Origin of the sequence: Sphingomonas dokdonensis (assembly GCF_002197685.1) — a bacterium.
Taxonomy (GTDB): Bacteria; Pseudomonadota; Alphaproteobacteria; order Sphingomonadales; family Sphingomonadaceae; genus Sphingomonas; species Sphingomonas dokdonensis.
Map to the genome: position 1 here is coordinate 423730 of NZ_NBBI01000001.1, position 20841 is coordinate 444570.

Annotated in this window: 18 protein-coding genes and 2 riboswitches; of the genes, 11 read left to right on the top strand and 7 right to left on the bottom strand. The window is 63.8% G+C overall.

Going from position 1 to position 20841, the window contains the following annotated elements; genetic code table 11:
* Window positions 1-8 precede the first annotated feature (8 nt).
* From rnhA to ispH, 3 genes are all read right to left on the bottom strand, one after another.
* Window positions 9-461 (bottom strand): ribonuclease HI, encoded by a 453-nt coding sequence (rnhA, locus tag SPDO_RS02040; protein ID WP_088365769.1) that lies wholly within the window; start codon window positions 459-461, stop codon window positions 9-11.
* Entirely contained in the window at window positions 458-1417 is a 960-nt protein-coding gene (thrB, locus tag SPDO_RS02045) for a homoserine kinase (RefSeq protein ID WP_088365770.1), read from the bottom strand. Before thrB ends, rnhA begins: the two co-directional genes overlap by 4 nt.
* Window positions 1418-1486: 69 nt before the next feature.
* On the bottom strand, window positions 1487-2437 hold the full coding sequence (gene ispH / locus SPDO_RS02050) for a 4-hydroxy-3-methylbut-2-enyl diphosphate reductase (RefSeq protein ID WP_088365771.1): 951 nt from the start codon (window positions 2435-2437) through the stop codon (window positions 1487-1489).
* A gap of 77 nt (window positions 2438-2514) precedes the next feature.
* On the opposite strand from ispH, the gene SPDO_RS02055 reads away from it, so the two are divergent.
* From SPDO_RS02055 to SPDO_RS02105, 11 genes are all read left to right on the top strand, one after another.
* On the top strand, window positions 2515-3162 hold the full coding sequence (locus SPDO_RS02055) for a hypothetical protein (protein ID WP_245828995.1): 648 nt from the start codon (window positions 2515-2517) through the stop codon (window positions 3160-3162).
* Window positions 3163-3274: 112 nt separating this feature from the next.
* Window positions 3275-3550 carry a DUF4214 domain-containing protein gene (locus SPDO_RS02060; protein ID WP_088365772.1) on the top strand — a complete coding sequence of 92 codons (276 nt, stop codon included), beginning with the start codon at window positions 3275-3277 and terminating at the stop codon, window positions 3548-3550.
* 59 nt (window positions 3551-3609) lie between these two features.
* Window positions 3610-3711, top strand: a riboswitch (glycine riboswitch).
* Window positions 3712-3818: riboswitch (glycine riboswitch) on the top strand. It begins immediately after the preceding riboswitch.
* A gap of 53 nt (window positions 3819-3871) precedes the next feature.
* Window positions 3872-5017 (top strand): glycine cleavage system aminomethyltransferase GcvT, encoded by a 1146-nt coding sequence (gene gcvT, locus SPDO_RS02065; RefSeq protein WP_088365773.1) that lies wholly within the window; start codon window positions 3872-3874, stop codon window positions 5015-5017.
* 1 nt (window position 5018) lies between these two features.
* Window positions 5019-5390, top strand: coding sequence for a glycine cleavage system protein GcvH (gene gcvH / locus SPDO_RS02070; protein ID WP_088365774.1), 372 nt, complete (start codon window positions 5019-5021; stop codon window positions 5388-5390).
* A 150-nt stretch (window positions 5391-5540) separates the two neighbouring features.
* On the top strand, window positions 5541-6899 hold the full coding sequence (gene gcvPA, locus SPDO_RS02075) for an aminomethyl-transferring glycine dehydrogenase subunit GcvPA (RefSeq protein ID WP_088366325.1): 1359 nt from the start codon (window positions 5541-5543) through the stop codon (window positions 6897-6899).
* A complete protein-coding gene (gene gcvPB / locus SPDO_RS02080; protein WP_088365775.1) occupies window positions 6896-8473 on the top strand; it encodes an aminomethyl-transferring glycine dehydrogenase subunit GcvPB in 1578 nt (525 codons plus the stop codon). The genes gcvPA and gcvPB overlap by 4 nt, the downstream gene beginning before the upstream one ends.
* A 316-nt stretch (window positions 8474-8789) precedes the next feature.
* Window positions 8790-10478: an ATP-binding cassette domain-containing protein gene (locus SPDO_RS02085; protein ID WP_143559558.1), complete on the top strand. Its 1689-nt coding sequence runs from the start codon at window positions 8790-8792 to the stop codon at window positions 10476-10478.
* Window positions 10462-11538, top strand: coding sequence for an efflux RND transporter periplasmic adaptor subunit (locus SPDO_RS02090; RefSeq protein WP_088365776.1), 1077 nt, complete (start codon window positions 10462-10464; stop codon window positions 11536-11538). The genes SPDO_RS02085 and SPDO_RS02090 overlap by 17 nt, the downstream gene beginning before the upstream one ends.
* Window positions 11535-12989 (top strand): TolC family protein, encoded by a 1455-nt coding sequence (locus SPDO_RS02095; protein ID WP_342746647.1) that lies wholly within the window; start codon window positions 11535-11537, stop codon window positions 12987-12989. The genes SPDO_RS02090 and SPDO_RS02095 overlap by 4 nt, the downstream gene beginning before the upstream one ends.
* Before the next feature lie 107 nt (window positions 12990-13096).
* Window positions 13097-13645, top strand: coding sequence for a DUF2062 domain-containing protein (locus SPDO_RS02100; protein ID WP_088365777.1), 549 nt, complete (start codon window positions 13097-13099; stop codon window positions 13643-13645).
* 138 nt (window positions 13646-13783) lie between these two features.
* On the top strand, window positions 13784-15211 hold the full coding sequence (locus SPDO_RS02105) for an alginate export family protein (protein ID WP_088365778.1): 1428 nt from the start codon (window positions 13784-13786) through the stop codon (window positions 15209-15211).
* Window positions 15212-15292: 81 nt separating this feature from the next.
* On the opposite strand, the gene SPDO_RS02110 is transcribed toward SPDO_RS02105, so the two are convergent.
* From SPDO_RS02110 to SPDO_RS02125, 4 genes are all read right to left on the bottom strand, one after another.
* Window positions 15293-15907 (bottom strand): response regulator transcription factor, encoded by a 615-nt coding sequence (locus tag SPDO_RS02110; RefSeq protein WP_088365779.1) that lies wholly within the window; start codon window positions 15905-15907, stop codon window positions 15293-15295.
* Window positions 15907-18714, bottom strand: coding sequence for a PAS domain S-box protein (locus SPDO_RS02115; protein WP_088365780.1), 2808 nt, complete (start codon window positions 18712-18714; stop codon window positions 15907-15909). Before SPDO_RS02115 ends, SPDO_RS02110 begins: the two co-directional genes overlap by 1 nt.
* Before the next feature lie 335 nt (window positions 18715-19049).
* Window positions 19050-19580 (bottom strand): hypothetical protein, encoded by a 531-nt coding sequence (locus tag SPDO_RS02120; protein WP_088365781.1) that lies wholly within the window; start codon window positions 19578-19580, stop codon window positions 19050-19052.
* A 337-nt stretch (window positions 19581-19917) separates the two neighbouring features.
* Window positions 19918-20595, bottom strand: coding sequence for a GAF domain-containing protein (locus tag SPDO_RS02125; protein ID WP_211279972.1), 678 nt, complete (start codon window positions 20593-20595; stop codon window positions 19918-19920).
* Window positions 20596-20841 lie beyond the last annotated feature (246 nt).

Genomic DNA, 20841 nt, shown 5'->3' on the forward strand with positions numbered 1-20841 from the left:
GCGCAGGGCTAGCCGCGTCGTCCCGCAGCCACGGCGGCGTCGCTTGCCAAACGATCCGCGCGCTCGTTTTCAGGGTGGCCGGCGTGGCCCTTTACCCACTGCCACTCGACGCGGTGCCTTGCGCTCGCATCCAACAGCGCCTGCCACAATTCGGCGTTCTTTACCGGCTTCTTGTCGGCCGTTTTCCAGCCGTTTTTGCGCCAGCCATGGATCCACTTGGTCAGCCCGTCCATGACGTAGCGGCTGTCGGTGTAAAGCGTCACGTGGCACGGGCGCGTGAACGCCTTCAGCGCCTCGATCGCGGCAGTCAGCTCCATGCGATTATTGGTTGTCAGCGGCTCGCCGCCGGACAGCTCCTTTTCATGCTCGCCCATGCGCAGCACCGCGCCCCAGCCGCCCGGCCCCGGATTTCCCTTGCACGCGCCATCGGTGAACGCCTCGACCTTGCTCAACTCACTCATACCGAACGCTTCACCAGCTCCGCATCGTAATGTTTCAGCCGCCGCATGTAGGCGAGCGGGTCCTTGCGCACGACCAGCGCGTCCGCCGGCTTGTTCAGCCAGTCCCAGGCGCGCGACAGCGCAAAGCGGATGCAGGCGCCGCTCGCCAGCGTGTTGAACTGCGCGCGCTCGAATGCGGACAGGGGAAAGTGCCGCTCGTAGCCGGCGATCAGCGCCTCGCCGACCTTTGCGTCGAAGTTCTCGCCCTTGGCGTCGAACGACCAGGCGGTATGCATCACCGCCAGATCGTAGACGCGGATGTCGGTGCAGGCGAAATAGAAGTCGATCAGCCCGGACACCTGATCGCTGCGCATCAGCACATTGTCTGGGAAGAGATCGGCATGGATTGCGCTACGATCGAAGTCCGCGCCGCACCAGTTCGCTTCCACTGCCTCCAGCGCGGAAGCGAGATCGTCGTGCAAGCCCGCTGCGATATCGTCGAGACTGCGTCCGCAGCGTTCGAAGAGCGGGCGCCACGTATCGATGCCCATCGTATTCGGCCGCGTCGGCGTGAAATCCGCGACCGCCCGATGCATCGCGCCCATCGCGTCGCCGGCAGCGAGCGCCTGCGCCGGCGTGGGATGCGATAGTGACACGCCAGGCAGGAACTTGATGAGGCACGCCGGGCGACCTTCCAGCTCCTGAATCTCGCGCCCCTCGCGATCCTTGATGGCGGGCGGCACCGGCAGCCCCTTGGCATCGAGATGATCGAGCAGCGCCATGAAAAACGGCAGGTCGTCGGCCGCCACACGCTTCTCGTAGAGTGTCAGGATGAAACGACCCAACGTCGTGTCCACGAGGTAATTCGAGTTCTCGACCCCCTCGGCGATCCCCTTGGCGGATATCAGCTCGCCAACGTCATACCGCGCGAGAAAGGCTGCGAGCGCCTCCGCCGAGACATGCGTGTACACCGCCATTAGCGCTCCCCGTGCCGGCTCTCCGGCACTCCTCCTGTATCGATCAGCCGGTCGCGTGCGAACGGCCGGTCAGGCCGCCGCATCCAGCGCGCGGGGTAGCTTGAACGCCACCGTCTCGCGTGTCGTTTCCTCCTCGCGCTCCGTCACGTCGTAGCGGGTCGAGAGCAGATCGACGAGTTCGCGCACCAGCAGTTCCGGGGCGGACGCGCCCGCGCTCACCCCAAGTGTGCCGATACCCTCGAGAAACGCCCAGTCGAGATCGGCAGCTCGCTGGATCAGCATCGCGCGGACACCTTCACGTTCGGCCACCTCGACCAACCGGACCGAGTTGGACGAATTGGGCGCGCCGATGATCAGCACCGCGTCGCAAGCACCGGCGATCGCCTTGACGGCCGCCTGACGATTGGAGGTGGCATAGCAGATATCTTCACCGCGCGGTGCCTGCATCGCCGGAAATCGGCGCTGCAATACACCGACGACCTCCGCAGTGTCGTCGACCGACAACGTCGTCTGCGTAAGAAAGGCGAGGTTTCCCGGATCCGTCGGCTGCAACGCCTCGGCATCGGCCACGTCCTCGATCAGGGTCATCGATCCCTCGGGCACCTGGCCGAAGGTGCCGATCACCTCGGGATGACCGGCATGGCCGATGAACAGGATATGCCGCCCGGCGGCGACCAGCCGCTCTGCCTGACGATGCACGCGGGAAACGAGCGGGCAGGTGGCGTCCAGATACTCCAGGCCACGTGCCTCGGCATTGGCGGGTACCGATTTGGGCACGCCATGCGCCGAAAAGACGACCGGCGCGCCATCGGGCACTTCGTCGAGTTCCTCGACGAAAACGGCGCCCTTTGCCTTCAGCGAGTCCACCACGAACTTGTTGTGGACGATCTCGTGCCGAACGAAGACGGGCGCCCCATGCTTTTCGATCGCCAGTTCGACGATGCGAATGGCGCGGTCCACTCCGGCGCAAAAGCCGCGCGGAGCGGCGATCAGCAGTTCGAGCGCAGGCTTGTCGGTCATCCCCGCCGCTTACGCGATTGCCTGCCCACACGGAAGGCGGTTATGAGCGCGGCCGTATCGTATAAGGTGTCCGTCACGTGTCCTTTCGCATCACCGTTGCCCCGCTTGCCCTGCTCCTGCTTGCCGGCGGGTGCGCCAAAAGCGGCGAAATCTCGGTTGATGGCGGGGTGGGGATCACGGCAGTTCGGTCCGCTTGCCCGGTGGTCGGCATCCCGAGCGGCACCGGCGATATCACGTTGTTCGATCCGGCCACGAGCCGCGACGCCAGCGCGATCGACGTGACGGCGGTGATGACCAACGTGCGCGCCACCTGCGACGAAAGCGGGGCCGAAGTGGTCAGCACGGTCAGCTTCGACGTGCGCGGCCGTCGCACGCGTACCGACGGACCGCGCGAGGTGACCCTGCCTTATTTTATCACGGTGGTGCGTGGCGGCACGCAGGTGGTGGCGAAGCGCGTCGGCGCCGTGGCGCTGCGGTTTGAGCCGGGGCAGGCGCTTGCGAGCGTCTCGGGCCAGGCGAACGCGAACGTCAATCGTGCGGCGGCGACGTTGCCCGACTCGGTGCGTGAGCAACTGACGCGCAAGCGCAAGGCAGGCGACCAGGACGCAGCCGTCGATCCATTGTCGACGCCGGAGGTGCGCCAGGCGGTGCTGTCGGCGAGCTTCGAGGCGCTGGTCGGCTTTCAGCTGACGCAGGATCAGTTGCGATACAACGCGCAGCGATGATCAGCCGTTGCTCGCGTCTCGATTTGGTAAATAATTCGTAAACATCCGTCGCGGACCTATTCGCTGCTTGTAGGTCTTCCGCTAGAATGAGCCATTCTGGTGGGGAATCGACATGTCGAGGCCGTTCAAGCGTGAGGCTGAGGGTTCGGTGGCGAAGGCGCTGTCTTACGGCGCGTCGGATGCTCAGGCATTGGTTGATGTTTGCTATCATGCCGTGCTTGGGCGCGCGCCGGACCCGGCAGGGCTAACGGCTTATTGCGGCATGATCCACGACCGCCCGGATCGTGAGACGTTGATCGCCATGGTCCGCTCTATCGCGATGAGCGAAGAGGCGCGCGACTATCGCGAACACCACCTTTCGGCGCAGGAGCGATCGGCAGCGCGTTGAGCGATTGACTCGCCCCGCGCACCCCGCCACAGGCGCAAATGTCGATGCCGGGCAACCGGCGTGGGCGCGCGGGAGAGTGCGGACGGCCTTTCAGGCCCCAGCCGCCGCCGAAGGAGCAACCACCCCGGAATCTCTCAGGCAGCAGGGACCGCGCATACCCATCGACGCTCTGGAAAGCGGCTTCGCCAAACGGCGCGGCCCACCGAAGGTGTAAGCGCGGGCCTGTCCTCGTGCGAAAGCTCTCAGGTTCCGTGACAGAGGGGGTTCGGTTCGTTTCGCCAGCAATGGCGGACGATCGCCCTTGAAGACGGACGATCCGCGATGAGCGATCACGACGACGAAGACGTAATCATCGAAACCATGACGCTGCCGCTCGACGGCTGGCATCGAGCGCGCGGCGGCCGGATGGTCGAGTTCGCGGGCTATTGGATGCCGGTCCAGTATGAAGGCATCATGGCCGAGCATCTGTGGACGCGCGAAAGCGCCGGCCTGTTCGATGTCAGCCACATGGGGCAGATCACCTTCCGCGGCGAGGGGCTGGAGCCCGCGCTCGAGGCGATAATGCCCGCCGACATCGCCGGCCTTGCGCTCAACCGCGCACGCTATTCGTTGCTGCTCGACGAGGGCGGCGGCATCCTCGACGATCTGATGCTGACCCGCCTGCCGGCCGACGAGGATGGCGAGCGCATCTACATGGTCGTCAACGGCGCGACCAAGTATGACGATATCGCGCACATGCTCGATCATCTGCCGGACGACATCACGCTGAACCTGATGGAGGATCATGCGCTGCTGGCGCTGCAGGGCCCCAAGGCAGTGGATGCGCTGGTGCGGCTGGTGCCGGGCGTCGATGCTTTGGTGTTCATGCAGGCCGCGCCTTTCACCTGGCAGGGGCATGACCTGTGGATCAGCCGTTCGGGCTACACCGGCGAGGACGGCTTCGAGATTTCGATCCCGGCGGAGGGCGTCGAGGCGTTCGCCGATGCGCTGCTCGAACAGCCCGAAGTGAAGCCGATCGGCCTTGGCGCGCGCGATTCGCTGCGGCTCGAGGCGGGGTTGCCGCTCTATGGCCATGACCTCTCGCCGGAGACGACGCCGGTGATGGCGGATCTCGGCTTCGCCCTGTTCAAGCGCCGCCGCGAGGAAGGCGGCTTCCCCGCTGCCGAGCGCATCCTCGCCGAGCGCGAGAGCGGCCCCGCCACCAAGCGCGTCGGCCTGCTGGTCGACGGGCGTCAGCCGGTGCGCGAGGGCGCGACCGTGATCGATGCGGACGGACACACCGTCGGCAACGTCACCTCGGGCGGCTTCGCTCCGACCGTGGGGGCACCGATCGCGATGGCGTACGTTCCGCTCGCGATGGCGACGCCGGGCACCCGCATCCAGCTTTCGCAGCGTGGCAAGGTCCACGCCGCTACCGTCACCTCCATGCCATTCGTCCCCCACCGCTACGTCCGAGGAGCGAAGTAAGATGAGCCGTTATTTCACCGAGGATCATGAGTGGATCGACGTCGACGGTGATGTCGGCACGGTCGGCATCTCGGATTACGCGCAGGGTCAGCTCGGCGACATCGTGTTCGTCGACGTGCCGGAAGCGGGCAAGTCGCTCGCCAAGGGCGACGAGGCGGCCGTGGTCGAAAGCGTCAAGGCCGCCAGCGACGTCTATTCGCCGGTGTCCGGCGCGGTGATCGAGGGCAATGCCGCGCTTGCCGACGAGCCGGGCCTGGTGAACACCGATCCGGAAGGCGAGGGCTGGTTCTTCAAGCTGACGCTATCGGACGCGTCGGAGCTCGACGGGCTGATGGACGAGACCGCCTATCAGGCGTTCGTCGCCAAGCTCTGATCTCATCCGTCATGCCGGGCTCGTCCCGGCATCCATCGTGCCGCAGGCCGAGCGGCTAGAGGATCTTGGACCTTGTCCAAGCCGCGAAGTGGACCCCGGCACGCGGCCGGGGTGACGCCCGCGAGCGGTTGCCGGCCGGAGTAACAGATGATGCGCTACCTACCGCTTACCGACACCGACCGCCGCGAGATGCTCGCCGTCATCGGCGCCGGCTCGATCGACGATCTGTTCGTCGACGTGCCCGAAGCCGCGCGACTGTCCGGCCCCATCGCGAACCTCCCCGCCCATGCCAGCGAACTGGCCGTCGAACGCCACATGACGAAGCTCGCGCGGCAGAATCTGTCCGCGGGCGAGGCACCGTTCTTCCTCGGCTGCGGCGCGTACCGCCATCACGTCCCCGCCAGCGTCGATCACCTGATCCAGCGCGGCGAGTTCCTGACCGCCTACACGCCCTATCAGCCGGAAATCGCGCAGGGCACGCTGCAGATGCTGTTCGAGTTCCAGACGCAGGTCGCGCGCCTGCTCGGGACCGACGTAGCCAATGCCTCGATGTACGATGGCTCGACCGCCTGCTGGGAAGCGATCGGCATGGCGCGTCGCATCACCAAGCGCGCCAAGGCGATCCTGTCGGGCGGTCTCCACCCGCATTACGTCTCCGTCGCCAAGACGATGGCGAAATACACCGGCGACTCGCTCGAAACCTCGGTCCCTGCACTGACCGCAGAGACGGATGTCGACGCGCTGATCGCCAGCATCGATGATGACACCAGCTGCGTCGTCGTCCAATATCCCGACATCCTCGGCCGCATCACCGATCTCCGGCCGCTCGCCGATGCCTGTCACGCCAAGAAGGCGCTGCTGATCGCGGTTGTCACCGAGCCGGTGGCGCTGGGCGCGATCAAGTCGCCGGGTGAGATGGATGCCGATATCGTGGTGGGCGAGGGCCAGTCGATCGGCGTCGGCCTTCAGTTCGGCGGGCCGTATGTCGGTCTGTTCGGCTGCAAGGACAAATATGTCCGCCAGATGCCGGGCCGCCTGTGCGGCGAGACCGTGGATGCCGACGGCCGCCGCGGCTTCGTGCTGACGCTCTCCACGCGCGAACAGCACATCCGCCGCGAGAAGGCGACCAGCAACATCTGCACCAACTCCGGCCTGTGCGCGCTGGCCTTTTCGATCCACATGACGCTGCTCGGCGAGGCTGGCCTGCGCCGGCTGGCCGGGATCAACCACGCCCAGGCCTGCCGCGCCGCCGATCGCCTAGCGAAGGTGCCGGGCGTGCGCCTCGTCAACGACACGTTCTTCAACGAATTTACGCTCGATCTCGGCCAGGAGGCGCGGCCGCTGGTGCGCACGCTCGCCGATCGCGGCGTGCTCGCCGGCGTATCGCTCGGTCGGCTCTATCCGGGCGAAGGCGCGCTGGAGAATGGCTTGGTCGTGGCGGTGACCGAAACCGTGACCGACGAGGATATCGAGGCGCTGGCCACCGCGCTTCAGGAGGTGCTGGCATGACCATCAACCAGAGCGGCTGGAAGCCCACGTCGCCGCAGGCCAATGAAGGCGGCGCCCGCGCCACCTTCACCGGCAACAAGGCGCTGATGCTGGAAGAGGCGTTGATCTTCGAGATCGGCGACGATCAGACGACCGGCGTCGACTTCCCGGCAGGCGATGTCGCCGGCTCGCGGCTCGGCAATCTCACCCGCAAGGCGCCGATCGGCCTGCCGGGCCTCAGCGAGCCGGAAACGGTGCGGCATTATACGCGCCTCAGCCGGCAGAACTACGCCATCGACCTCGGCCTGTTTCCGCTCGGCTCGTGCACCATGAAGCACAACCCGCGCCTGAACGAGAAGATGGCGCGGCTGCCGGGTTTCGCCGACGTTCATCCGCTCCAGCCGGTCGACACGGTGCAGGGCGCGCTCGGCGTCATCAACGAACTCGCGGTGTGGCTGATCGAGCTGACCGGCATGCACGGCGTCGCGATGAGCCCGAAGGCAGGCGCGCACGGCGAGCTGTGCGGCATGTTGTGCATCAAGGCTGCGCTGGAGAAGCGCGGCGAGGGCCATCGCAAGGTCGTGCTGGTGCCGGAAAGCGCGCACGGCACCAACCCCGCGACCGCCGCCTTCGCCGGCTTCACCGTCGAGGATATCCCCGCGACGGCCGAAGGCCGCGTCGACACCGAGGCGCTGAAGGCGCGGCTCGGGCCGGACGTGGCGGCGGTGATGATCACCAATCCGAACACCTGCGGCCTGTTTGAGCGTGACCTGAAGGCGATCTCCGACGCGGTCCACGCGGCCGGCGCCTATGTCTATTGCGACGGCGCGAACTTCAACGCGATCGTCGGCCGCGTGCGGCCGGGCGACCTTGGCGTTGATGCGATGCACATCAACCTGCACAAGACCTTCTCCACCCCGCACGGCGGCGGCGGCCCGGGTTCCGGCCCGACCGTGCTGTCGGAGGCGCTCGCACCGTTCGGTCCGCTGCCCTTCACCGCGCGGATGAAGGACGGCCATATCGCGCTGATCGAGGAAGAGACGGCGGGCGACGATCATCCCGACACGTTCGGCCGCATGACCGCCTTTCACGGCCAGATGGGCATGTTCACCCGCGCGCTGACCTACATTCTCAGCCACGGCGCCGACGGCCTGCGCCAGGTTGCCGAGGACGCGGTGCTGAACGCCAACTACGTCCTGCGCAGCCTTGAGGACACGCTCGACGCGCCGTTCGCCTTCTCCGGCCCGTGCATGCACGAGGCGATCTTCTCCGACGAAGGCTTCCCTGAAGGCTTCTCGACGATCGACGTTGCCAAGGCGCTGATCGACGAGGGCTTCCACCCGATGACCATGTATTTCCCTTTGGTCGTCCATGGCGCGATGCTGGTCGAGCCGACTGAAACGGAGTCAAAGGCCGCGCTCGATCAGTTCATCGGCGCGCTGCGCTCGGTGGCAGGGCGGGCCATGGCGGGCGACCAGAGCCTCAAGACCGCGCCGCACTTCGCCCCGCGCAGCCGGCTCGACGAGACGCTGGCCGCACGCAGGCCGAAGCTGGTGTGGAAAGAGCCGGCCGGCACCCGAGAGGCGGCCGAATAAAGCCTGTGCTGGCGGCCTGAGCGGCCGCCAGTCTTTCGCGATCGAGCAAGCACCGCTGTCGTGGTGCGACGCCCGCTAGTGCCTGTCCGGCGGCTAAGCACGTGCCGCACCGCTCGGCAATGAAATGAAACGGCCACGAAAACGGTCCGCACTTGGCAAGACACGCGCGTCGAGGCAGAGGCGCGCGTAAAGGAGAAGTGCAGCCGACCCGGTTGCCGCTCGTGACAAACTCGTCAACGATTGGAAGGTACGAGCAGAGGCAGCTAGCGTCTGTCGTCCGGGCAGCGACGAGGTCCGGATTGAAAAGGAGTGGTTGGTGGCTGCGGAACGTCTAGGTTTTCGGCAGGCGGCGGCATGGCTCGCGCAAATTATCGGCCCGGACGCCGCCTATGTGCGTCTCGGACTCGTCTATACTGTTGCGATCAGCCTGCTTGCCCTGGCGACACCTATCTCTGTGCAATTGCTGATCAATAGTGTGGCCAACACGGCGCTTCCAGCGCCCTTGTGGGCGCTTTCGGGCGTGTTGCTGCTGCTGTTGCTGATCGTGGCGGGGCTTAGTGCGCTACGCGTCTGGGTAATGGCGACATTCGAGCGCCGTATCTTCTCGCGCGTGGTCGCCGAAGTGACGGTGCGCGCTGTTCACGCGCAAAACCCCTTCTTCGCCGATGCCAATCGCAATGCCTTGTTCAACCGCTTCTTCGACATGGTGGTGGTGCAAAAGGCCATTCCGAGCTTGGTGATCGGCGGCTTCACCATCGTGCTGCAGGCGGTTGTCGGATTGGCGATCACCAGTTTCTATCACCCGTTCTTTCTGGCGTTTAACGTGGTGCTGGTGCTCACCATGCTGCTGGTCTGGATGATCTGGCGTCGTGGCGCCATTACCGGGGCGGTGGCGCTTAGCCATGCCAAGCACGCCGCGGCGCGTTGGCTCGAAAGCGTCGGCGGCTCGAACGGCTTCTACAAATCGGCGCGTCATCTTGGCTTTGCGATGGACCGGTCGGAAGTGATGACGGCCGCCTATGTCGGAGCGCATCGACGCTATTTCCGGTACCATTTCGCGCAAACGGTGGCGTTTCTCCTGATTTACGCCTTTGCGGGCGCCGCGCTGCTGTTGCTTGGCGGCACCCTCATCCTGCGCGGGCAATTGTCGCTAGGCCAGCTTGTCGCCGCAGAGCTGATCCTTTCAGGCGTGTTCTACGGCATCTCGCAGCTTGGCTGGTATCTCGACACCTTCTACGATCTCGTGGCGAGTTCGGAAGAACTGTCGTTGCTGTTCGACATCCCGCAGGAGCCGCTGGTTCAGGGGGGCGGTGGCCCGCGAGACGGTGCGGTGCGGCTGACCGATGTCGACTTTGACGGGGCGCACTTCGAGTTTTCGGTGAACGCCGGGGAACAGTTGGTGACATGGGCGGAGCCTGGGGTTGAGCATCGCCTTTCCCTGCTGCTGAAGCGTCACAATCATCCCGAGCGGGGGCTCATCAGCATCGGCGGCGCGGATCTGGGTGGGTTGGATATGTACCACCTCCGCTCCGACGTGACCGTGCTGGAACGCTCGACGATCGTGGAGGTGACGATCCGCGAATATCTCCAGCTCGCCTCCGCCGCCGAACATGATCGCGAAATGATGGCGGTGTTGGAGGCAGTGGGGCTGGACCGGCGGATCGCGAGCCTGCCACGGGGGCTGGATACCGAGCTTGCCTCGTCTGGCTATCCGCTCAGCGTCGGCGAAGTGATGGCGCTGAAGCTGGCCAATGCCGTGTTGCTGCGGCCCAAGCTACTGATCCTCGGACACCTTTACGACCTGCTTACGCCCGATCGCCTGGCAGCGTCGCTAAGCCTGCTGAAGACGCACGGTACGACCGTTCTGGTCTGCACCAGCCGCCCACAGGATCTGGCGCTTGGCGGTTACCTTTATCTGGGTCATCGCAAGCAATGCCGCTGCGAGAGTGCAGAAGATCTGCGCCACGTCGCCGGGCAGGAGGGCAGCCATGCCGTATCGGCCTGAACATATCGGCCATTTCCGCACGCTCGCTTCGCTCCGCCCGCCACGCGTCGGGGTGGTGATCGGATGGTTGCTGTTGCTGGGCATCGCTGCGTCCGTGTTTATCCTCTTCTTCGTGCCGTGGCTGCAAACGGCGCAGGGGCGTGGACAGGTGGTGGCACTGAACCCGAGCGACCGCGCACAGGACGTGACAGCGCTGGTGCCTGGGCGGGTTGAGCGCTGGTACGTCGAGGACGGCCAGCATGTCGAAGAAGGGGCGCCGATCGCCCGTATCGTCGATCTTGACCCGAACTTCCTGTCCCGCCTTGCAGCCGAGCGGGCGCAGGTGGAGGCGGAGATCGCGGCGGTGCGACAGGCGCAATCGGTCGCAAGCATCGATGTCAGCCGGACTCGGCAATTGCTGGCCGAAGGCTTGGCCGCGCGGCGCGATTATGAGCAAGCGCAGATCAAGGTGGCCGATGCGGCTGCGAAGCTGGCGGAGTCGCGTGCAAAGCTGAACCGGATCGATGTTCAACTCAATCGGCAGTCGGCCCAGCTAGTGCGCGCGCCGCGTACTGGGCGGATCCAGAATCTGAACGCTGCTGCGGGCGGCGGTCTGGTGTCCGCAGGCACCGTGCTTGCGGTGGTCGCGCCCGAGCAGGTCCAGCGTGCGGTGGAGCTGCTGATGAACGGCCGCGACGTACCGCTGCTTCGGCCGGGGCGTCCCGTACGGCTGGAGTTTGAAGGCTGGCCGGCGATCCAGCTCAGCGGCTGGCCGTCGATCGCTTATGGCTATTTCGACGGGCGCGTGCGGACGATCGATCCGACGGCCAATGCGCAAGGGCTGTTCCGCATTCTGGTCGAGCCAGCGCCCAACAAGCCGGCGTGGCCCGAACAGCGCTTCGTGCGGCTGGGCAGCAAGGTGCAAGGCTGGGTCCAGGGCGAGACGGTTTCGGTCGGGTACGAGCTGTGGCGTCAGCTAAACGACTTCCCCATCGAATTCGGGAACACCGGAGTGGATGGCAGCACGACGACAAAGGAGGATGAGAAGACGGCGGTAACAAAGGCGAAGCGGCCGAAATGATGCGCTTGCTAATTGCATTGCCACTGATCGCGGCGGTGCCCATTATCGGTCTGCCGGGTGGCGCACAGGCGCAGACATTAGCACGCGTTGCTGCGCCGAGCGTCAGTGAGGGCGCCTTGACGCTAGACGAGGTGCTCCGCGTTTCCGCGCGCGCTGCGCCGCAGATCGTGGAAGCGCTAGCGCGTGAGCGGGCGGCGGAAGGGCGCGCGCTGAGCGCGGCAGGCGCGTTCGATACCGTGTTCGAGGTGGACGGGCGATCGCGCGCGCTGGGCTATTATGACGGCACGGTCGTTGCAGGCCGCGCGACCCGTCCGCTGACGGGCAATGGTGGCTATGTCTATGGCGGGTACCGGGTCAGCCGCGGCGATTTCCCGATCTACGAGGACGAGAATTACACCAATCGACTTGGGGAGGTGAAGGTCGGCGCCCTGTATTCGCTGCTGCGTGACCGGCTGGTGGACGAACGACGGACCCGCCAAACGGTAGCGGCCGCCGACATCGACATCGCGCGGTTCGAGCGGGAGTCGGTGGCGATCGGCGTGCAGCGGCGGGCGATCGACGCGTACCAGAACTGGGTCGTGGCGGGGCTACGCCTTGCCGCCTATCGCGATCTGCTCAACCTTTCCGAAAGCCGGCGCGGCGCGATTGCTCGGCAGGTCGAATTGGGGGCGCGGCCAGAGATCCTTTTGGCGGAGAACGACCAGAACCTGGTGCGGCGCCGGGCGCTGGTGGTGCGGGCAGAGGGCGATTTCGAAGCAGCGGCAAACGCGCTGTCGCTCTATTATCGTAATTCAGCCGGTGAACCTGTTCTGGTCGAGGCCGATCGACTGCCGGCCGACGCAACGGCATTGACCGGCGTTGTGGCCGCTGCGGTGGCCGATTTCGCCCAGCGACGCCCGGATCTGCAGGTGCTGCTGGCCAAGATCGACCAGGGCAGCGCCAAGCTGGCGCTCGCGCGGAACGATTTGCGCCCACGGCTCGACCTTCGTGGGGAGGTCGGCAAGGATGTCGGCGACGAAGGGCTGGGTGGTCGCTCTCGCACACCGTTGGAGGCTGCGGTTGGTTTTCGCTTCTCCATCCCGTTACAGAACAGGGCAGCACGCGGGCGACTGGCAGAGGCGCAAGCCGAGATCGATGCGTTGCAGGCGCGAAGCCGGTTTCTGCGCGATCAGATCGCTACGGAAGTCGAGGGCATCACCATCAACGTCGGTGCGGCCGAGCGGCTCGCCACCATCGCGGAGCAGGAGCGGATGTTGGCCGAGCGACTCGCCAATGCCGAGCGCCGTCGTTTCGAGCTCGGCTCCAGCGATTTCTTCCTGGTCAACCAGCGCGAGGAAACCGCTAACGACGCGCGGGTGCGATTGATCGACGCGCAGGCGCGGATCGCCACCGCCCGCGCCGAGTTGGCAGCGGCGACGGCGGACCGTGGCGCGCTTGGCTTGGAGCCCTGATCGAGGCGTCTCGGGCACCAGTGCCTTTCGTTCTTTATCGCTGCGCAGTTCATGGACCGGTAACGTCGCAGCTGTTACCTGCCGGTGTCGCGTAAAGGTCGGTTAGCGTGCGCTGGATTTCTTCAAGATTGCCTGATCGCGAGCGGTTGCTGGCAAATCGCTGGTTGCGTCCTTTTGCGCATCGACTCAGCAATCCCTCCTTGTGGCACCTGAACCGGCGGTCGGCAGCGCGTGGTTTGGCGCTGGGTCTGTTCGCCGGGCTGATCCTGCCGATTGGACAGATCGTCGTGGCGGCACTGCTGGCACTGTCCGCGCGGGCAAACGTCCTTGTCGCTGCGGGTGCAACGCTGGTTACCAATCCGCTGACCTTTCCGCCGATATATTTTCTTGCCTACCGCCTTGGGTGCAGCCTGACCGGTGCAGGTCGCGTCCATCCGGCCGGTTCGCCGCCTCGGCCCGCGATGGCGACGTGGTTGTTCGATATTGCCGCACCGACCGCGGCAGGGCTGGTGTTTCTAGCCTTTGTCGTAGCCGGGCTTGGCTATGCGCTGGTGCATGTTGGTTGGCGGTGGCGTGTCGGTCGCCGGTGGCAGCAGCGGCAACGACGGAGGCGTATGTTAAAGTCAGCGCCTCTGTCCTCGACCGCTGCTGGCTGATCGCAGCAGATTTCGCACGCGACCGTTTGGCCCAACGTTGTGGCGTCTCTTGTTGCTGCATGACATACGTATCGCGATCGACGATGCCTCGAGATGGGGGATCGCTACGCGGTGCGGGGGCAACGGCTATGAGGTTTCGTGCTGCGCCTGCGCGTCAACCGAGAACAGGTCTTGGTAAATAGGAAGCTTTCCGGTGCGGGGCTGCGGACCGCCGGTGCTGTGCTCTTACTGGCATTCAGCGCTGCGCCTACCAGTGCTCAGGAGGCGGCGCCTAGCGGATCCTCGCCTCAGGAAGCGCTGACGATACAAAGTTCGTACCGGTCGAGGGTCGAGGTGCTCGACGGTCAGGCGCGGGCAGTCGGCCCCACACATGATTTCATGTGGTCGCACCGTGCCATCGTCTTCGCCGAATATGAAACCGGCGTCGTTCGTGTCGGCGGGGAGTTGCGCGATGCACGCGCGGCGGGGGAACGGCGGAACTCCACGGCTGGCGTCGCGGAGGTGAACAGTCTGGAGCCAGTGCAGGCTTATCTGGCCGCTGATCTTGGGCCGATGCTTGCGGTGGGTGGCACAACATCATTGACCGCTGGACGCTTTACAATGGAGCTCAGCTCCGGGCGGCAGATCGCGACGCCAGAATTTGCTAATAGCGTTAACAGCTTCGTTGGCGCTCAGTTGATGTGGAGTGGCCTCGGGCAGGATCAGCTAATGGCGTTCTGGACGATGCCCGGCGTGCGCCTGCCAAACACATCTGAAGAGATACTGTCGAACAAGACGCGGCTGGACCATTTCAGCCACGCCTTGGTCTTATCGGGTCTCAGCTTCACCAAAGCCGAGGTTGGTGCGGGCGCGGCGGGCGAGATCTATCTGCTGCGTCTGAACGAACATGACACACCGGGCTTTCCGACGCGTGATCGCCACCTTACCGTTGTTGGTGTAAGAACAGCACGCCCGCCCGCGCCCGGCAAGCTCGATTTCGAAGTCGAGCTGATCCGGCAAACAGGGCATGTGCGCGCAACGGCGCGGCCGGACGACCTGCGTACCCTTCGTGCTGAGGCGTACCTGATCCATGCCGAGATCGGGCGAAGAGGCGTTGGCCATGGGGCGGTTCGGCCCTCGCTTCACTTCGATCTTGCGACGGGTGACGATCGCGATCTGGACAAATGGAGCCGGTTCGATCCCCTGTTCGGCGGCCCTCGAGGCGATTTCGGCCCGACATCGCTCTATGGCGCGGTGACGCGATCCAATATCGTGTCGGCAGGCGCGCGCGTGGAGGTGGCGCCATCCAAGCGGACCGACGGCGCTTTCATGACCCGCGCCTTATGGCTTCACTCACCCGTTGACAGCTTCGCGGCCACGGGTGTGCAGGATCGCAGCGGCCACTCCGGTCGGTGGGCGGGCATTCAATTCGAGGGGCGGGTCCGCCACTGGATCATCCCGCGCCGGCTGCGCGCGGAGGGCGGGGCGGTGTGGCTTGTGAAAGGGCGATTCCTCAGGGACGCGCCAAATGTGGCTTACCGCGGCGACAGCCGCTACGGCTATTTCGACCTGACGCTGAGCATATAGGGGCCTCGTTCGCTCGAACGGAGTTGAGTTCTCGCCTTAGCCGCACTGCCATCAGCAGGCAGAGAAGCGCGGCACCCGCGCTCAAGCGTCTGGGAACATGCCGGCCGCAAAGGCGATCTTCAGTGCATCCGAGAGGCTTCGCACATCGAGCTTTTGCATCAAATTGGCGCGATAGATCTCCACAGTACGTGGACTTAGCTCCAGTTCGAATGCGATAACCTTATTGGACCGCCCTTCGATCAGGCCCTTCAACACGTCTCGCTCGCGCGGAGACAGCGCATCGATGCGCGAGGCAGCCTGGGCGGTGCGTTCTTCCATCGCATGCTGCTGCTCGTGCTGCACGAAGGCCGCATCGATCAACTGCAGCAGGACCACCGGATCATACGGCTTTTCGAGAAAATCCACGGCCCCGATCTTCATCGCCTGAACCGCGACATCGATGCTCCCCTTGCCGGTCAGCACGATGGACACGAAGCGATTGCCGAAGGGGCGCAAGGCGCGCAGAACGTCTAGCCCGTTGCTCCCCGGCATATTGAAATCGAGCAGTAGAACGCCGGGGTCAAGCTCCTCCACTTGCTCCAGAAACAGATCGCCGGAGCGAAAGCTTCTGATCAGCAAGTTCTTGCGGACAGAGAGAAGGCTTTGCAGGGAGGCCCGGACGGGATCGTCATCGTCCACGATGTAGATGGTGCGCATCAGGGAAGCTCAAGCTCCGTTTCATTGATCATCGGAACGGTAAAGCGGAACCTTGCGCCACCCTCCGGCATGTTTTCACCCATAAGCTCGCCGCCATGTGCTTCGATGATGCGACGGCTGATCGAAAGGCCCACACCCATGCTAGCTTCTCCCTTGGTCGAGAAAAACGGTGCATGGTTTTCCTGAAAGAAGTCAGCTGGCAATCCGGGACCATTGTCGCTGATCGCGATCTCAACCGTTTCCGGGTCGACGACGTTGCTTTGCATCATGATGTTCATATGTCGCACGTCGGCGCTGCGCATCGCTTCCAATGCATTGCGGAGCAGGTTGACCAGAACTTGCTGGATCTGCACGCGATCCGCGAACATGAAGACTGCAGTCGGGTCGAGCTCGTAGCGGACCGTCACATCAAGCTGCTTCTGGCCGACAAGGACAAGCGCCACCGCATCCCGCAAAGTGTCATCCACGCGCTCGGCACGCACCTCTGAGTCGCGACGCGATACGAAATCGCGCAGGCGGCGGATGATGTCGCCTGCCCTAAGCACCTGCGCCCGCGCCTGGTCCAGCATTTCGCGGACCTGTTCGGACTCCGCGTCTTCCTCAAGCAACAGTGAAGCGGTGGCGACGAAGTTTGCCGACGCGGCAAGCGGCTGGTTCAATTCGTGCGCAAGCCCGGCGGCCATCTCCCCCATCGCTCCCAATCGCGACAGATGGGTCAGCTCCGACCGCAATGTGTTCAGTCGTTCCTCATTGTCCAAGCGCTGGCTGATGTCGCGGATGAAGCCGGTGAACAGACGCTCACCGGCCGCTATGGCCTCGCCAACTCTGAGCTCGATCGGGATTTCGCGCCCATCGGCGGCGATCGCGGTCAACAGGCGGTTGTTTCCGATAACCCGCTTGTCGCCTGTGGTGAGGTATCGGGTCAAATAGCTTGTGTGCTTATCCTGATGCTCGGTGGGGGTCAGGATAGAGATGTTCCGACCGATCACCTCTTCGGCGGAATAGCCAAACAATTGTTCGGCCGTGCGGCTGAAGGAGAGGATCTGACCTGAATCATTGATCACCACCATTGCGTCCGGCACGGTTTCCAGAACCGACACGAGCTGCGCTTCGCGCGCCTGCAAGCGCGCTTCGCGCTCCTCCCGTTGCGTAACGTCGACGTTGACGCCGAGCGTGCGTATGAGTTCGCCAGCCTCGTCGTAGAAAGCGCGCGCAGATCCTTCGATCGATCGCATCGATCCATCGGGTTGGTTAATCCGGAACTTAAAGCCGAACCGATCGGCCTTCGTCCTAGTGGCGTCGTCGATCTGGTTGTTGATGGTGGCAAGATCGTCTGGATCTACAAGCGCCTGCCATTGGTCGTAATCGTGCAGCGACCCCGCCTCTAGTCCCAGCCGCTCCTCGGCGCCGGCCGACCAGTCGATAACGCCGCTTTTTACATCCCAATCGAAGATGCCGATGCCGTGCGCGTCCACGGCCATCGCAAGCCGCGCTTCGCTCTCACGCAAGGCGTCCTGCGCGCGCGTGCGTTCCGTGATATCGATCATCGACATCACGAGCATCGCGTCCGTGCCGCGCCGCTCCAGCCGCCGTATCTGCTGCAACACGCGCAACTCTCGCCCATCGCGGCTGATCTCCACCAACTCTGTGTGACCATCGGTGTGGTCTTGGGCGGAAGGAAAAACGCCGGGGGCAACCAGATCGCGTTTGTGGCGGCCGATCGCTTCATCCGCAGTCCAGCCGTAAAGATCGACGCAGCCCCGCGACCAGTGCAAAATCCTGCCGTCGGGATCGGTGAGCGCAACTGCCGTGGAGTCGAGCGCCGATCGGAATTCCTGTACCGACGCACGTTCCTGTATCACCATGTTCACGCACCAGAACAGCATGCCGCTGACAACCAGCACGGTGAGGCCGAGGCTCAGAAACTCAGCCGGTAGCGGAGCCAAGGTGCCAGAACGGATCAGCCAAAACCGCAATGTCAAAATGAGGGTAGGCGCGGTCAGCGCCACCGGGAAGGCGAGACGCATCGCTCGCCATTCGGCGCCTTCGTTGTTGATCAGATCGCTCCAACCGGATTCGGCTCGCCAGGCGAGCAGGCCAATGGACAGAAACGCAGAACTCAACGCTGCCGGCAGCGAGCCGACGAGCGGTCCCCAGTCCGTGTCGATCCGGCCAGCACCCTGAAGGATTAGAGACGCTGAAAGCGTGCTGAAACCGAGTGTTAGAGAAGCGAGGATCGACATAATCCGGCCGCTCCGATGACCGTGGAGATTGGCAAGCGCGACGCCGGTGGTGAGCAGAAGAAAGGTGATTGCGGCGTGGTAACCGGGCGCCCCGGCCACTGGCGCTTGGGATTGAGAGATACTTTCCCGCAACACGAAATGATCCAAGTGTGGACCGATGTTCAGCACGTGCTTGATGACCGCGGCAATGCCAAACAACGCTGGTATGCTGATCAATGCGATCGCCAATCGTTGCTTGGTCATGATCGTGGCCAACAAGCTGGCCGCCAACGCAATGTAGCCGACACTGACGAGCGGCCAGGTTGGCTGCGAACCGACAACAAGACGGGCAAGAAACCGGCTGTCGATTAGCCAGCCACACAACGGAAGCGCCGCGAGAATAAAGCCAAGCCACGTGCACAGAACCGCGATAGCGTAGCTGGAGTGACTCAGTTGCTGCGTGCGCACTTGTGCCCGAAACCCTGCTGCTTTTACCTTTTGAGCAATCCCCGCAGAGTGATGATCTTGAGCTTCGGTCGCAGAGGACCGTTGCGGTAGGATTCGAAGATGATCCCGGATGATCATGCCGGATCAAGTATCACCTGAACGGTGAAAATGCGATAACCAGCTTACTGGCTTATGCGCCTGATAATATGGACGAAATACATCTATGTATTTTACACGAGGTAATGGTCCAGAATGGCTACGATTAGCAGCTGCTATTCAATCTTCCGTGACGTCGAATGTTTATTTTGACTGAGCGCTTCTGTTGAGGTTCGCTGATAGCGATCACCGCTGATAGCGATCACCGCTGATAGCGATCACCGCTGATAGCGATCACCGCTGATAGCGATCACCGCTGAAGCGCAGCCGCCCGGCCCAGCGTAGCTTGGGCGTAGCATCGTGAAATGGGCGCGCACTTAGTGCGCCGGTGAAGCGCGATTAATCGGGTGAATCAACGGCCATGGTGTGCCCCCGGCAAACGGCAGCAGGCAGGTCAGCGCGCATTCGCCGCTTAGCTGGCGCAGCAGCCAGCCGGGTCGTGACGGGCAGGGATCATCCGTCGACATGCCAAGACCCGTCCCGTCGGTGATGAAACCTATCCGGGGTGGCGTGCAGGTTGGCGACCATTTGCTTGCCAGGTGATCGATAAGCGCGGCGGATATTTCCTCTATGTCTCGTGTCCAGGCGGCGGTGGCAGGATCGGCACCGTACGAGGCAAGCAGACCTCGGTCGGCCGCATATTGCGCGTTCCAGAGCGATAGGCGCGGCCGTTCCGCGCGATACCGCGAAACTTGGATCAGGGTCGCCTGTGTTAGGGCCATCAGATCGCGGCAATCCTCTACGATGATGCGCACGCGCTGCCTCATCGCTTCCAAGATCGGCGGTGCTGCAACGATGCTACGGCCTGCATAGGGCTGGGCGTTAGCGAACTGCGAACGAGCGATCATGACCGGGCAAATCGGTTAGTGGTGCAGTATGTCGCGCAGCGATGGGAGAATACGGTGTCGGCAGCCGGAATGGGCGCCGTTCGCGCGGGTCCAACCTCGATCAGCATCTTATTCGGCGACATTATCAGAGTTCCTCCTGGGCAGAGGTGCTTGCACCTTTTGGAGGCAAACCCTGGATCACATTAGATTAACGGCACTAAACCTTGGCTCTAGGTAGTTCACCTAAGTGGTTGGGGAGATTGCCGCATTAACTCAATCGTCTGCAATCGAGACACGGACGCGGCGCGGTGTCCACGACTTGACGGAGGCGTGCTACAATGGTGCTTGAAACGCTTGGCTACTTGCCGCGTCGACGCTCTCTGTCTTCCTGCCGCTCCAGGCGGCGGAGCATGGCGTCCAGATCGGTGACCAGGCTTTCGTCCCCACTGCGGATCAGGTCTTCGATCTGACTGCCGATCGTATCCAGTGCGGTGGTACGGTCGACCGGGCTGAGCTGGTGGTGCGTGATGATGCGGGTCGCCTCGCTCGCCAGTGCGCGAAGCCGGGCATATTCTTCTTCGCTGACATGCGCGCGGGGATCGACGCCGATGACGCATAGGGCACCAAGCGCCCGACCGTTAGCGTCCAGCAGCGGGCAGCCCAGGTAGAAGCGGACGTGAGTCGGTCCGGTGACCATTGGGTTGTCGCGAAAACGCGGGTCGTACCTCGCATCGAGCACCGTGAGTATTTCATCGGCCTGTTTGATCGCGTAGTCGCAAAACGAGACCTCTCGCGCAGTTTCCGTAACGTCCAGGCCATGGCCGGCAGGAAACCATTGCCGATCGCGATCAATGATGGAGACGGCCGCCATGGGCACGCAGAAGTATTGTGCTGCCTCTTCAACAAGTTGCTGCAATGCCGGATTGTCCGCCATCGACAGGACGCCCGACGCGTAAACAGCGGCTTGTCGGACGACTTCCTGTCGTCCAAGCGCTTCGCTTTGCGCTGGAGTGCCCTCGTTCAGCTTGTCGTCCATCGTCGACTTTCCGGCATTTGCTTCGGACCTGCATTCCGCGACAGGATCATGCAACATGATGGTAACGACACCTGTGACATCATTGACGGTGCGCTTCTATGCTGCCTGTGCGGTACCCGCCATATGAGATAACCGCAATTTCGGTGTAAGCCATTCCGTAATGGTGCGGACGAGCCGGGTGAGAAATGGGCCAAGATCTGGTGCTACCGTTGGCCATGGCCTGCCGACCACCGGCCTTGTTTGCGT

Excerpts from the sequence above, each read along its gene's own strand:
- rnhA (WP_088365769.1), bottom strand. The coding sequence starts at position 461 with ATGAGTGAGTTGAGCAAGGTCGAGGCGTTCACCGATGGCGCGTGCAAG.
- thrB (WP_088365770.1), bottom strand. The coding sequence starts at position 1,417 with ATGGCGGTGTACACGCATGTCTCGGCGGAGGCGCTCGCAGCCTTTCTC.
- ispH (WP_088365771.1), bottom strand. The coding sequence starts at position 2,437 with ATGACCGACAAGCCTGCGCTCGAACTGCTGATCGCCGCTCCGCGCGGC.
- SPDO_RS02060 (WP_088365772.1), top strand. The coding sequence starts at position 3,275 with ATGTCGAGGCCGTTCAAGCGTGAGGCTGAGGGTTCGGTGGCGAAGGCG.
- gcvT (WP_088365773.1), top strand. The coding sequence starts at position 3,872 with ATGAGCGATCACGACGACGAAGACGTAATCATCGAAACCATGACGCTG.
- gcvH (WP_088365774.1), top strand. The coding sequence starts at position 5,019 with ATGAGCCGTTATTTCACCGAGGATCATGAGTGGATCGACGTCGACGGT.
- gcvPA (WP_088366325.1), top strand. The coding sequence starts at position 5,541 with ATGCGCTACCTACCGCTTACCGACACCGACCGCCGCGAGATGCTCGCC.
- gcvPB (WP_088365775.1), top strand. The coding sequence starts at position 6,896 with ATGACCATCAACCAGAGCGGCTGGAAGCCCACGTCGCCGCAGGCCAAT.
- SPDO_RS02090 (WP_088365776.1), top strand. The coding sequence starts at position 10,462 with ATGCCGTATCGGCCTGAACATATCGGCCATTTCCGCACGCTCGCTTCG.
- SPDO_RS02095 (WP_342746647.1), top strand. The coding sequence starts at position 11,535 with ATGATGCGCTTGCTAATTGCATTGCCACTGATCGCGGCGGTGCCCATT.
- SPDO_RS02110 (WP_088365779.1), bottom strand. The coding sequence starts at position 15,907 with ATGCGCACCATCTACATCGTGGACGATGACGATCCCGTCCGGGCCTCC.
- SPDO_RS02115 (WP_088365780.1), bottom strand. The coding sequence starts at position 18,714 with ATGATCATCCGGGATCATCTTCGAATCCTACCGCAACGGTCCTCTGCG.
- SPDO_RS02120 (WP_088365781.1), bottom strand. The coding sequence starts at position 19,580 with ATGATCGCTCGTTCGCAGTTCGCTAACGCCCAGCCCTATGCAGGCCGT.
- SPDO_RS02125 (WP_211279972.1), bottom strand. The coding sequence starts at position 20,595 with ATGGACGACAAGCTGAACGAGGGCACTCCAGCGCAAAGCGAAGCGCTT.